The 12,485-nt window shown below is 72.0% G+C and carries 10 protein-coding genes and 1 pseudogene; 6 read left to right on the plus strand and 5 right to left on the minus strand.

Annotated elements, in window-relative coordinates; all coding sequences use genetic code 11:
* Window positions 1-9: 9 nt before the first annotated feature.
* Window positions 10-570, plus strand: coding sequence for a PadR family transcriptional regulator (locus tag ACIP4P_RS23650; protein ID WP_400921371.1), 561 nt, complete (start codon window positions 10-12; stop codon window positions 568-570).
* Between the two features lie 726 nt (window positions 571-1,296).
* Here ACIP4P_RS23650 and ACIP4P_RS23655 read toward each other — a convergent pair.
* The gene (locus ACIP4P_RS23655) at window positions 1,297-1,746 is read right to left on the minus strand and encodes a helix-turn-helix domain-containing protein (RefSeq protein ID WP_400921373.1); all 450 of its coding nucleotides are present in this window, start codon (window positions 1,744-1,746) and stop codon (window positions 1,297-1,299) included.
* 118 nt (window positions 1,747-1,864) lie between these two features.
* On the opposite strand from ACIP4P_RS23655, the pseudogene ACIP4P_RS23660 reads away from it, so the two are divergent.
* From ACIP4P_RS23660 to ACIP4P_RS23680, 5 genes and pseudogenes are all read left to right on the plus strand, one after another.
* A pseudogene (locus tag ACIP4P_RS23660) lies at window positions 1,865-2,026 on the plus strand (aldo/keto reductase); the annotation flags it as partial.
* 186 nt (window positions 2,027-2,212) lie between these two features.
* Window positions 2,213-3,334, plus strand: a complete 1,122-nt coding sequence (locus ACIP4P_RS23665; protein WP_400921375.1) for a polyprenyl synthetase family protein — start codon at window positions 2,213-2,215, stop codon at window positions 3,332-3,334.
* Window positions 3,335-3,359: 25 nt separating this feature from the next.
* Window positions 3,360-4,310: a terpene synthase gene (locus ACIP4P_RS23670; RefSeq protein ID WP_400921377.1), complete on the plus strand. Its 951-nt coding sequence runs from the start codon at window positions 3,360-3,362 to the stop codon at window positions 4,308-4,310.
* A 47-nt stretch (window positions 4,311-4,357) separates the two neighbouring features.
* A complete protein-coding gene (locus ACIP4P_RS23675; protein ID WP_400921379.1) occupies window positions 4,358-5,662 on the plus strand; it encodes a condensation protein in 1,305 nt (434 codons plus the stop codon).
* Window positions 5,659-7,011: a cytochrome P450 gene (locus ACIP4P_RS23680; protein WP_400921381.1), complete on the plus strand. Its 1,353-nt coding sequence runs from the start codon at window positions 5,659-5,661 to the stop codon at window positions 7,009-7,011. Before ACIP4P_RS23675 ends, ACIP4P_RS23680 begins: the two co-directional genes overlap by 4 nt.
* Window positions 7,012-7,254: 243 nt before the next feature.
* Here the strand turns inward: ACIP4P_RS23680 and ACIP4P_RS23685 are convergent, their stop codons facing one another.
* From ACIP4P_RS23685 to ACIP4P_RS23700, 4 genes are read right to left on the minus strand one after another with little or no spacing between them, the layout of a single operon-like run.
* Window positions 7,255-7,782, minus strand: coding sequence for a winged helix-turn-helix domain-containing protein (locus ACIP4P_RS23685; RefSeq protein ID WP_400921383.1), 528 nt, complete (start codon window positions 7,780-7,782; stop codon window positions 7,255-7,257).
* Between the two features lie 18 nt (window positions 7,783-7,800).
* Window positions 7,801-9,663 (minus strand): NAD(P)/FAD-dependent oxidoreductase, encoded by a 1,863-nt coding sequence (locus tag ACIP4P_RS23690; RefSeq protein WP_400921385.1) that lies wholly within the window; start codon window positions 9,661-9,663, stop codon window positions 7,801-7,803.
* Window positions 9,663-11,096, minus strand: coding sequence for a diaminopimelate decarboxylase (lysA, locus tag ACIP4P_RS23695; RefSeq protein ID WP_400921387.1), 1,434 nt, complete (start codon window positions 11,094-11,096; stop codon window positions 9,663-9,665). The genes ACIP4P_RS23690 and lysA overlap by 1 nt, the downstream gene beginning before the upstream one ends.
* Window positions 11,063-12,283: an MFS transporter gene (locus ACIP4P_RS23700; protein ID WP_400921389.1), complete on the minus strand. Its 1,221-nt coding sequence runs from the start codon at window positions 12,281-12,283 to the stop codon at window positions 11,063-11,065. Before ACIP4P_RS23700 ends, lysA begins: the two co-directional genes overlap by 34 nt.
* Between the last annotated feature and the right edge of the window lie 202 nt (window positions 12,284-12,485).

The following is a 12,485-nucleotide window of genomic DNA, read 5'->3' on the forward strand; positions in this document are numbered from 1 at the left end:
GATGGGCGCATGTCCCTGCGCCACGCCCTGCTCGGTCTGCTCGCCGACCGGCCCCAGACCGGCTACGACCTGAACAAGCGCTTCGAGGAGTCCCTGTCGCGCTACGCGTGGCACGCCAGCCACAGCCACATCTATCCGGAGCTGAAGAGGATGACCGTCGACGGCCTCGTCGAGGTCGTCGACGAGGGCACCCGCGGCAGCAAGACATACGGCATCACCGAGAGCGGCACCGCCGCCCTGCGGGAGTGGATGTTCACCCCCAAGGACGGACCGGTGCGCAGCGAGGCCGTGCTGCGGCTGTTCCTGCTGTCCGCCCTGGAGGCGGAGGACGCGCGCACCCTCATCGACCAGGTCATCGCCCACACGGAGACGGAGAGCGCCGAACTGCGGGAGGCCGTCCAGCGCATCGAGGCCGCCGCGCAGCCGGGTGACAAGCCGCCCTTCGCCCGCTTCGCCGCCGAGTTCGGCCTGCGGTTCCAGCAGCTCCAGCGCGACTGGGCCCAGTGGGCCATCGATCAGCTCGACGAGAGCGCGACGCCCACGGACGACCGAGGGCCGTCTTCCGACTGACCGGCCGGGCCGGACGACACGGACCGGACTCCGCGACCGTGGACAGTACGATCATCGCCCAGCGACACCCGCTCACCGAGCCGTTCCACCGTGTTCTCCGGCCCCTGGTACGGGGGTCGCACCCCCTTCATATCACCCGAATCCCTTGCAGGGTAAGAAAGTTGGCGTAATTTTGGCTCCTTTCCAGACCTTCCTCCCCGGGACGACCGCCCGGACCCAGCGTCCTGTTCGAGTCCACCGGCCGCAACCTGGCGGCAGGCCCGAGCGGGCCGCCCGAGCCCGCGAACCATCAGGCCTTCGCCAGGCGCACCGGCGCACTGATCCCTCCTCTCCGCGGGCCGCGCGGCGCGGGCGGAGGTGGCGCCCGCGCCGCACGGCCGTCCTGGGCCCGTGGGCACGGGGTCTCGTTCCGAACGGACCCGTGCCCAGGGACGACTCGTTCGGCCTCGCCGGGCACACCGCCGCTCCAGTGCCGACCGGCTCCCGTCGTCCGCGGGGCGGAAGGCCAGCAGCCGCTGATCGGGATCCTGCAGCGGCACGAGGACTTCGAAGTCCACCGCGCTCACACCGGCGTCGGGATGCCGCATCACCTTGCGGCCACGGCTGCCGACCTCGACGTCCGGCCCGGCCCGGCCGACCACCGATCGAACTCCTTCTCCCCGGTGCGGAGTTCGGCGATGAGGCCGCCCAGCTCCGGGCCCTCCGGATGCATCGCCCGGGCGGCGCTCAGGTGGCGATCCCCTCCCGTACGACGCGTGCCCGGTCGACGTAGACCTCGCGCATCCGCAGGTACCGCAGGCACAGCCAGACCAGGTTGCGCCACGCCGGTGGCAGCGTGTCGAGGTCCAGCAGCAGCCTCGCCGTCTCGCGGTTCCAGGCCAGGATGTCGAAGCGGTGGTTCAGCAGGGCGGCTGGCAGCGGCGCCAGGTCGGCGACCAGCCGGGCCAGCGACTCCACCACCTCCGCCGAGGGCCGCAGCCCCCGGCCCTGCTTCAGCCGCGCGACGTAGTCGACGCTGACCCCGGCCAGTTCGGCAACCTCCTCACGGCGCAGCCCCGGGGTCCGTCGGGCCTGCCTGCGCGGTGGCAGGCCGAGCTCGCCGGGGTCCAGCCGTTGGCGCCGACTCCGCAGGAACGCGGCCAAGTCCAGTGTGGTGTCCACGATGGGGGTCGTCATCTCCGTTCCCAACAGCGAGGATCGGACTGGCCTTCCCAGGAAGCCTCCTCCCTTACCCCCGGCCCGCGGCCGGCCCAGCAGGTTTCTCGACAACGGATCACGGACACGGGAGGACACCATGTCGCTCACCCTCGGCACCTACCGACTGCTCGGCCGCTCCGGGCTGCGGGTCTCACCGCTGGCCCTGGGCGCGGCGACCTTCGGCACCGAGTCGGGCTGGGGCGCCGAGCAGGACGAGGCACGCAGGCTGTTCGACCTGTACGTCGAGCGCGGTGGCAACTCGGGCAGGGGTGGGGCCCGGCGAGCGGCCGCTCCACGCGTTTGCGGTCAACCCGCCGGGGCAGTCTTGGTGCACCCTGCCCTCGGCGATCCTTGGCGATCTTGACGCGCACATGCCAAGCATGAGACCGTCAAACCCGATGATCTTGGCCGCGCACACCGCGCCGCTCTGGGGGGAGCAAGCGACATGTCCGACATCTTGGCACCCGACCGACCACCGCCGGCACCGTCGCGCTCGGCCGGGTCACTCGTCGGCCACCGTCCGGCGATCGAGACCCGGGTCGACTCCCGCCTCGCGGAGTTCCTCGGGGCGAAGGCGCGCTCCGGCACGGAGGGTGACCCCGTTCCCAACCAGCTGACCCTGGTGCTGCGGGAGTTCTTCGACGCCGGCGGCAAGCGGATCCGTCCGCTGCTGTGCATGCTCGGCTGGCAGGCCGCCGGGGGTGCGGGCCTGCCCGGGAGCGTGGTCGGGGTGGCCGCGGCGCTGGAGATGTTCCACGCGGTCGCGCTGATCCACGACGACCTGATGGACGGCTCCGCCAGCCGCCGCGGCCGGCCGTCCGTACACCGGACACTGGCCGAGCGCCTCGGTCCCGGCCTGACCCCGGAACGGGCCGAACAACTCGGGGCGAACACCGCCGTTCTGGCCGGCGATCTCGCCCTGACCTGGTCGGACGAACTGCTGCTCGCCGCCTTGACCCCCAACCAACTCGCCACCGTCCTACCCCTGGTGAGCGCGATGCGCGCGGAGGCCGTGCACGGTCAGTACCTCGACCTCACCGCCGCCGGGCGCCACAGCGAGGACCTCCCGCTGGCCCTGGCGATCGGGCGGTACAAGACGGCGACGTACACCGTGCAGCGCCCACTGCAGATCGGTGCGACGCTCGCCGGCGCGGCACCGGAGCTGCTGGCGGGGCTCAGCGCCTTCGCCCTGCCGATCGGTGAGGCGTTCCAGCTGCGCGACGACCTGCTGGGGGCCTTCGGCGATCCGGCCCGCACCGGAAAGCCCGAACTCGACGACCTGCGGGACGGCAAGCACACCGTGCTCGCCGCACTCGCCTTCGAGCGCGCCACCCCCGGGCAACGCGTCGTCCTGGAGAACCTGCTCGGCTCCCCCGCGCTCGACCGCGACGGTGCTCGGCAGCTGCGCCGGGTGCTGGCCGCTACCGGGGCCCGCGCCGAGGTCGAGCGTCTGATCGCCGAACGCCGCGCCCAGGCCCTGGCCGCGCTCGCCGCGCTGGCCCTGCCCGGGCCCGTCGACGAGGCGCTGACCGGCCTCGCCCACCGCGTCACCACCCGCCAGCAGTGACACCCCCTCAGCGAGAGGCGTATCCGTGAGCACCCCAGTCGCCGGCGACCGGTCCGACCGCTGCGCGCCCACCTATCCGCACCTGTTCACCGGCCGCTGCAGCCCGCACGCCGCGGCCACGGAGGAACACACCCGAGGCTGGCTCGACGCGTTCGCCCTCACGGGCGGCGACGGCGCCGAGCGCCTGAAGGCCAGCCGGTTCGGGCGGGTCATCGCCCACGTCTACCCGGCCGCCCCCCAGGTCCTGCTCGAACTCGCCGCAGACCTGTTCGCCTGGCTCGTCGCCTTCGACGACGTCCACGTCGAGGCGACAGGAGTCTCCAGCGCCGGCGTCGCCCCGCGCATCGCCGCCTTCGTCCGCGTCCTGGCGACCGGCACCGCACCCGCCGAGGACCCCTTCGCCCGGGCGCTCGCCGACCTGGCCGGGCGCACCCGCGAGCTGATGGCACCGGCCCAGGCCGAACGCGTGCACGCCGGGTTGCACGAGGCCTTCCTGGCCATGCTCTGGGACACCACCACCCACCGACGTGCCGTCGGTCTGGCCGAATACCGGGCCATGCGCCCGCACACCTTCTTCGGCCAGTTCGCCACCACACTGGTCGAACCGTGCGCGGGCCTCGACCTGCCCGCCGCCGTCCACGCCGACCCCCGGGTCCGCCGCCTGCTGCGCGGCCTGGCCACCCTGTGGGCCTGGACCAACGACCTCGACTCCTACCGGTACGAGCAGCAGGCACTCGGCACCGAACCGCAGACGCTGCCCGGGATCCTCGCCCGCGAGAACGGCCTGACCGAGCAGGAGGCGTTCGCGCTGGCGCGCCGCATGTGCGACGAGGAGGCCGCCGAGGTCCACCGGCTGATCACCGAGCTCTCCGACTCGCCGACGCCCGGTCTGCCCGACTTCGCGCGGGCCGTCGGTGACGCCGTCGGCGGCACCCAGGACCTGCGCCGGATCAGCGACCGCTGGCGGACGGCCTGACCGCGGGAGAGCACCCCGGCCCCTTCCCACTCCCCTCTGGAGGACCCGTGTCCAGTGAACGACTGCTCGGCCGACCGTTGTCGGTGAACGAATCGGTGCTCGCCGTGCTCGAACAGCAGGTGGCGGCGGCGGTCACCCTCCACGGCCCGCTGGACCTGGACCTGCTGGACCGGGCGGTGGCCCACCTGTGCGAGGTGCAGCCCGTACTGGCCGCGTCGATCGTGCCGGGCGAGGGCGGGCTGCGACTGGAGCCGGGCGCCGGGTCGACCGTGCCGCAGGTGACGGTCGGCGGGGGCTTCGACACGGCGATCGGCGGGTTCGGCCTCGGTCAGCTGCTGCTGCGGGTGACGGTCCTGCCGCAGCCCGACGGCTCCCACCAGGTGGTGGTCGCCGTGCACCACGCGGTCAGCGACGGCGTCAGCGTGCTGGCACTCATGGGCGCGCTCTGGCAGGCCTACACCGTCCTGGCCGGTGGCGGCACGCCGGACGTGGCGCGGGTCGGTCTGCCGGAGCCCGTGCAGCAGTCCCTGCGCGCACGCCACTCCCACCAGCGGGTCGAGGAGTTCCTCTCCCGGCGGGCCGCCTTCGTCGCCTCCGTCCACCCCGCCGTCGTCCCGCCGACGGTCGAGCCTGAGTCCCCGGCGGCCCGCCCCGGCTCGTGGCTGAACCGGATCACCGTGCCGGCCGCCGCGGCGGCCCGGCTGCGGGAGCTCGCCCGCGCCCGCAGTGCCTCGGCACACACCCTGCTCAGCGCCGCGCTGCTGGTCGCCACCAGGTCCCTGCTACCGCCCGAGCCGGCGGGGTTGACGCTCAACTGCCTTTCGGCGGTGGACCTCCGGGCCCGCCTCGACCCGCCGCTGCCGCCCGGGCGGATCGTCCAGGCCGCCTCGGTGGCCTACACGGTCAGTGAAGTCGCCGGCGAAAGCGACCTCTTGGACCTCGCCGGTGAGCTGCGGGCGCAACTGCACGGCGAGATCGAGGCCGACAGCCCCGAACTGGAACTGCTGGCCTCCGAGCAGGCGATGGAGCACTTCACCACCGCCCCGATCACCCTCGCCGTCACCAACCTGGCCGGTCGGCCGTTCGAACCGGAGCTTCCGGCCGAGCTGTCGGCCGACTCGCTGCGACTCTTCACCCAGCCACCCGGGCCCTTCCCGCTCGCCCTGATCACCAGTACCCGCCGGGAACTCGCGATCGACCTGGCCCTGCCCCGGCGCTGGTTCGGCGCCGAACGGGCCGACCGGCTGACCCAGGCCACCGCGGCGGCGCTCACCACGCTGCTCGGTGCCCCGGACACCGTGGAGATCGCGCTGGGCCGGCCGGCGGAGCAGGCGGCGGGAGCGGCGCGATGAGCGCCACCGCGAGTGCCGCGACTGCGGTTCGGGCACCCGGCGCGCTGCCCGTGCTCGGCCACCTCGGCCCCTTCCTGGCCTCGCCGTTGGGATTCCTGCGCAGCCTCGCCGCCCTCGGCGACCTGGTGGAGGTACAGCTCGCCCACCAACGCGTCCTGGTCGTCTGCGAACCCACCCTCACCCGCGAACTGCTCACCCACGACCGGGCCTTCGACAAGGGCGGCCCCCTGTACGAACGGATGCGGGAACTGGCAGGCAACGGCCTGGCAACCTGCCCGGCCGCCGACCACCGCCGCCAGCGCCGACTGATCCAGCCGACCTTCCACCGCAGCCGGCTCCCCCTCTACGCGCGGACCATGACGGACCGCATCGAGGCCGGACTCACCGGCTGGCAGCCCGGCCAGCGGATCGACCTGGTGGCCGAACTCCGCTCGATGGCCGCCGACATCCTGCTCTCCACCGTCTTCGGCGCCGCGCTGAAGCCGCAGACCTGCGACTCCTTGGCCGCGGACCTCCAGGAGATCATGTCGGCCATCCCCCGGCGGGCCGTCCTGCCCGCACTGCTGAACAACCTGCCCACACCCGCCAACCTGCGCTACCGCAAGGCCCATCGGCGCGCCCGCGGGAACATGGCCGAACTGGTCCGCCGCCTGCGCACAGACCCGGCGGACGGGCTCTTCGGCGCCCTGCTCGGCGGCTACGACCCGCAGGCGGGCGACCGGCCGTTCACCGACACAGAACTCGTCGACCAGGCCGTCACCATGTACGCGGGCGGCACCGAGACCACAGTCGGCGCCGTCTGCTGGGCCCTCTTCCAGGCCGCCCGGAACCCCGAGGCCGGACAGCGGCTCACCGAGGAGTGCCGCTCGGCGCTCGGCTCCCGCGCCGCCGAGTGGGACGACCTGGCCCGTCTGCCCTACAGCCGCCAGGTACTGCTGGAGGCGATCAGGCTCAATCCGCCGGGCTGGCTGGTGACCCGCACGGCCACCAGCGACGCACAGTTGGGCCGCCACCGCATCCCGGCCGGCACCACGCTCGCCTACAGCCCCTATCTGCTGGGCCGCCTGACGGACCAGTACCCGAACCCCGACCGCTTCGACCCGGACCGCTGGAGCGCGGACGGCCCCGGCGGCCGTGGGCCGGCCGCAGCCTTCGGCGGCGGGGCCCGCCAGTGCATCGGTGAGGAGTTCTCCCTCGCCGAAGGCGTCCTGATGCTCGCCTCCGTCTGCGCCCGGTGGCAGCTGCGCATCCCACCGGACGGCCTGCGGCAGCCCCGCTTGCCCGGCCTGACGCTCAACCCCCTGCACCTGTACGCGACGGTCACCCCCGTCAGCGCCCCACGGCCGTGACCGGCCACTCCCACGGAAAGGCGGCTCGACCCACCATGCCCCCGGCAGCACCCCGACGGATCCCGGGGCCTCCGGCAGGGCACCGGCGAGGAGAGCGCATAAGCCCTCCAGCGATCCTGCTCCGCTCTCCCGACACACCTCCCTCCGCCGCTCTCGCCCGGACCCACGCCCATCTGACCGAGCAGCCGCATCACCAACGCCCCTCGCTCCGGCACGACAAGACCCTCTACGCCCCCACCGCCATCATCCGCGCGGAAACACTCGCCACCCGGCACGCCCTGGCCACGCCCTCGGCCGGATCACGCACACCCGCCCTGTCCCGGCGACGCTGAGCAGGTGCTCGCGACCTACCGGACGGGCATCGAGGAAGGCAACGCCACCTTCGAGAGTGGGCTGCTGGCAGCTCCAGCCATGCCACTTCAACAACCGCCAGACGCCCTCGACCGTGTAGGAGAAACGGAACAGCGGACCGATCAGCGTCTTGACGCGGGCCGAACTCGACCGCGAGGGTCCTGTTCGGCGACAGCACGGCCGCCCTGGCGGCGGCGTGGTCCACCAGGGGCACGGGGGCATCCGGGCGGCCTCGCCGGTCACGTGGACCAGCGAGGCCGCCGTGCTCCGCAGGGTAGGCAGCGCGGCCCGGGACATCCGGACGACCGCATGGAAGGTGAGGTCGAACGCCGTCTGCCACTGCTCGTCAGTCACCGCCGGGAAGTACTTGGCCGGCCTCGGCGGCCCGATCACCTTCGCCGCGAACCGCCCGCTGCGCATCGGGCAGTTCGAGCTCCTTCAGCGGTCGCGGCCGAGCTCTGACAGATGGACCACGTGCTGTGTCCGGAGCGGGTGGTAGAGCGTGTGCATGGGGTGCCGGATCCCCTTGAGCGCGTGCGTGACCGCTTCGGCGACCACGGGCGCCTGGGCGAACCCACCGGTGTTGTGTCCGGCCGTGACGACGAACAGGCCGCTCCGTGCGGGGCTCGTCTCGAAGATTCCGAGGTTCGAAGCGGTCCACGGCCGTACGCAGTGCTTCTGTGTCCCACGCAGCCCGTCGCGACCGCCGACCCTCTCGTAGGCGTCGGGGAAGAGCATCCGCACCGTGTCCGCGACGGCGGCGTGGATGTCCTCCAGGCGCCGCACGTCGATGTTGCGCGGGTCACCGCCCGTCCAGCCGTAGCCGGAGCCCACCATGAGGACACGTTCGCCGAACTCGTCCCGGCCGACGGTGACGTTCGCGTCCTCCGCGACATGGCCGCGCCGCGCGACCTTCAGCGAGTGCTCGAGCACGGGCCCGACGTTCGGGATCGTGGCCCAGCAGCCGAGCACCCCGTGCACCTGCCGCAGGGAGGGGATCCGACGGCGCAACGAGTCGTTCTCGACACCGGGCGACACCACGTAGTGGTCGTAGAGCAGCGGGCCGTCGGTGGTCAGCACTCCGGTGACCGCGGAGTCCAGGTCCCGCATGATCTCCTCGACCCGAAGGCCGAAGTGCATGCGCACCCCGCCGGCCTCCAGGTCGTCGAGCAGCCGGGCCATGAAGTCGTGGACGTTGACGGTGAAGCCCCCGACGAGGATGCCGCCGGCGAAGGCCTTCGGAGCGGCGTGGGCCAGGGCCGGGAACCTCTCCCGGACCTCGTGGCCGGAGTAGGCGGCGATGGTGGCCCCGACCGCGTCCTGCCGCTGCCGAGCGGCCGCCAGATGCGAGGGATCCTCGTACAGGCGCAGAACGTCCTTCCGCAGTTCCACGTCGTCGAACAACTGGGGCCGGGTCCGCCACCAGCTCGACCACAGCTCCCCGCTCCGTCGGTTCAGCCCGAGGATGTCGCCGTTGTAGGCACGTGCCAGCCAGGGCCGGACGCGCTGGAAGTCCTGCACCCACTGCCGGTCCTCCTCGACGTCGTACCGGCGGACGTCCCAGCCGCACCGGGCCGGCGGACGGTCGAACACCGTCATGCGGTCGAGCTCGTCGGCGGACTTCGCGTGGTAGTCGTCCATCTCGGTGTACGTGAACATGCGGGCGTTGCCGCCACCGCGCGACGTGCCGTAGTCCTGCCAGGGCCGGCCGACGCGCGGGTCCGGAGCCGCGTCGACGATCGCGACCTGGTAACCGTCGGTGTGCAGCGCGTGTGCGGTCACCAGGTTCACGACGCCGGCACCGATCATCAGGACCGTTCCGCGTCCGCGAGCGGCCGCCGGGACCGGAGACGACCGCACCGGCGGCCTCGGCAACTCCACCGACAGCTCCCGGTCCTGTGCGAACCGTTCGGCGACGGCGAGCGCCTCGTACGCGCTCGCGTCCTCGTCGGCGCCGTCCTCGGCGCCCGCCCGGAGCGGAACCGTGTACATCGGAATGTCGAAGGGGAGGACCTCCGAGACCGATCGTTGACGCATCGTCGGAAGGCGCTCCAGCGTGGCGCCGGACGCGGAGATCCGGACGACGGCGATCGGTTCGCCCGGCATCGCCTCGCGCCAGCGGCGCAGGACGTCCCGGCCGACCGGGCGGTCGACGATGAGCACGTCCGGACGGAGTTCGCTGACGGCGGCCGCGAGCGTGCCGTCGTCCGCCGTGCGCAGATCCGCACGGCAGACGACGGTGCCGTCGGCCAACGACTCGGCCGCGGCAGGTGAAACCGGTACTGCGACGACGAGAAGCACTACTTCCCCCCATGCCGATCGGACGAGTTGACTTCCGTGTCCCGGATCTCCGTCAGGATCGTGTCCGCGAACCGTTCGCGGCGCACGACGAGCCTGGACCGTCCGTCCCTGACGAAGACGACGGGCGGCTTGTCGAACCTGTTGTGCTGGTTGAACATCGAGTGCGTGTACGCTCCGGTGCACTGGACGGCCAGCACCTCGCCGGGCGGCAGTTCGGGCAGCAGCACGTCGTCGATCAGTTTGTCCGTCTCGCAGTGCCGCCCGAAGACCGTCGACTCGTGGAGTCGCACGCCCGCCAGTTCGGGATTCGACGCAAGGACGACGCGGTGTACCGACTGGTACATGATCGGCCGCGGATTGTCCGACAGCCCGCCGTCGACGGCCACCAGCCGGCGCGCACCGCTCGTCTTCGTCGGGCCGACGGTGTACAGCGTCGTCCCGCCCTCGGCGATCACCGATCTGCCCGGCTCGATGCCGAACACCACGTCCGGGGCGCAGTGGGGGGCCACCTCCCGGGCGAACACCGGGACGAGGTCCCGGGCCCATTCCGCGGGAGTGGGCGGCGTCGAGACACCGTCGTAGTTCACCCCCATTCCACCCCCCACCGTGACGGCTTCCGGCTTCCAGGAGAGGTCGACGGTGACCGCCCGGATGAAGGCCCCCAGGTCGTGCAGCGCCTGCCGGTGGTACTTGGTGTCCACCACCTGCGCGCCGAGGTGGAAGTGCAGGCCTCGCAGCCGGAGGCCGTCGCACCGCAGGATCCTCACCACGGCGGCGGCCGCGTCGCCGGTCCGCACCGACAGCCCGAACTTCGACTCCGGGCTGCCGGTCGTGTACTTGGGATCGGTGTGGATGTCGATCCCCAGGTTGAGACGGATGTCCACGGCCTGGACGTGGCCGTTGTGCCGGGCCTGCCGGTCGATGGTGTCGATCTCGTCCGTGCAGTCGACCACCAGGGAGCGCACCCGACTGCGCACCGCCAGCTCGATGTCCTCCCGCGTCTTGTAGTTGCCGTGGAAGGTGATCCTCGAAGCCTCCGCGCCGGCCCAGAGCGCGAGGCGCAGCTCGCCCGCCGACACGACGTCGAGGCTGAGTCCCTCCGCCATGGCGAGCCGGACCATTTCGCCCACCAGGAAGGCCTTCGACGCGTAGGCGACGTCGATGGACGGCCAGTGCGAACGGAACGCTTCCAGATAGCCGCGGCAGCGGTCGCGGACGGCTGATTCGTCGATCACGTAGACCGGAGTCCCGTACCGTTGCGCCAGGTCCAGCGCGTCACATCCGCCGATTTCCAGGTGCCCGCTGTCGTTCACGTCCTGCGTGCCGTATCTGAGCATGTTTCCCCCGCATCGTTGTGTCGCGTGATTGGGTGCTGGAGGCCCGGGTCCGGGCCTCGGGTTCAGTGGTTCCCGGCCGCGGCGATCTGCTTCCACACCACGGTGTTGGCGGCTGCCGAGATCGACAGGCCGATCGCCGCGACAAGGAGCAGTGCCGACGAGATGTCGCTGATCAGCGCGAGTACTCCGGCGCTGATCGCCGATCCCAGCCCGAACAGCGCGAACTGTGCCGAGAACCCCTGCGTGCGCAGTTCGGGCGGGATGCTCGCTTCGAGGCTGATCGATCGCTGCGTGTTGAACGGCGTGATGAAGAACCCCGACACACCGACGCACACAGCCACCGATGTCACGCTCCCGCACAGCGCCAGACCGGCCACGGACGCCATGACGGCGACAAGCGTGATGAACGACTGAACGGTGATGTGCAGCGCGATCCTGCCCGCCGCCTTTCCGTAGCACAGCGTTCCGGCGATTCCGGTGCCGGCCAGCAGGCTGACCAGGATTCCGGACCACGAGGCCGAGGCCCCGGTCCTCGCCAGCAGAACGGGCAACGCCGACACGATCCCGGTCACCGCCATGCCGACCGCGATCGAGTCGGCCAGGCTGGGCCACGCCGGACGGTGGGACCAGAGAGGCGCGGCTCCGGGTCTCTCACCGGCCGGCCGGGCCGCGACCGGCCGCGCTCCGACCAGTGGTCCGAGGAAGAGGTAGACCCCCAGGAAGGTGACGGCCATGGCGGCCACCTCGACCCACGGGAGATGGAACGTGCTCAGACCTGCGATGATCACCGGCCCGAGGATCCAGCCCACCTCCGTCATGATCGAGTCCCAGGAGAACGCCAGTTCCGTCAGACGCACATCGGCGTACTCCACGAGCACGGAACGCGACAGACCGGGCAGGCCGGCCGGTAGCGCGGCACACAGCGCCGTGGTGACGGTCACCGTGGCCGAGGAGAGCCGGAACGTGCCGAGGAGCGCCAGAGCGACGTGCAGGAGGAACGACGACATCGCCATGATCATGATGACCTGGCGCGGGCGTCCGGCGCGATCGAACAGTCGCCCGGCGGCGGTGGCCGCCAGGGCTCCGGTCAACGTGTACACGCTCACCAGGAACGCCCCGTAGGAGTACCCGCTGACGTACGTCCCCAGGCTGATCAGCGCCAGCGTCGCCATCGGTTCGGTGATGCGCGCGAAGCAGGTGCCGAGCGCCCATCGCCACCACCACGACGTGGTGAGGAGTCTCGGCTTCGCGTCCGGCTCGGCCGCCGCCGAGAGTGCGTCCATCAGGAGTCGCCGGCGTGCGCCGCCCCGAACGCCGGCGAACCGTCACCGTGGGGCAGGTCGAACGGGCGGGCCGGGCAGTTCGGGCGGTTCGGGCAGGGCATCGGGTGGTCCTCCAGGGGGTGGGCGCACGGCGATCGCACCCCGACGGACCGTGTGTGAGTGATTGCACACGGTGGATCCGGCGGAAAGTCGAGTCGCGACG

Source organism: Kitasatospora sp. NPDC089509 (assembly GCF_044749365.1).
Taxonomy (GTDB): Bacteria; Actinomycetota; Actinomycetes; order Streptomycetales; family Streptomycetaceae; genus Kitasatospora.

Coding starts and splice junctions, on each gene's coding strand:
- ACIP4P_RS23650 (WP_400921371.1), top strand. CDS start 10: ATGTCCCTGCGCCACGCCCTGCTCGGTCTGCTCGCCGACCGGCCCCAG.
- ACIP4P_RS23655 (WP_400921373.1), bottom strand. CDS start 1,746: ATGACGACCCCCATCGTGGACACCACACTGGACTTGGCCGCGTTCCTG.
- ACIP4P_RS23665 (WP_400921375.1), top strand. CDS start 2,213: ATGTCCGACATCTTGGCACCCGACCGACCACCGCCGGCACCGTCGCGC.
- ACIP4P_RS23680 (WP_400921381.1), top strand. CDS start 5,659: ATGAGCGCCACCGCGAGTGCCGCGACTGCGGTTCGGGCACCCGGCGCG.
- ACIP4P_RS23685 (WP_400921383.1), bottom strand. CDS start 7,782: ATGCGCAGCGGGCGGTTCGCGGCGAAGGTGATCGGGCCGCCGAGGCCG.
- ACIP4P_RS23700 (WP_400921389.1), bottom strand. CDS start 12,283: ATGGACGCACTCTCGGCGGCGGCCGAGCCGGACGCGAAGCCGAGACTC.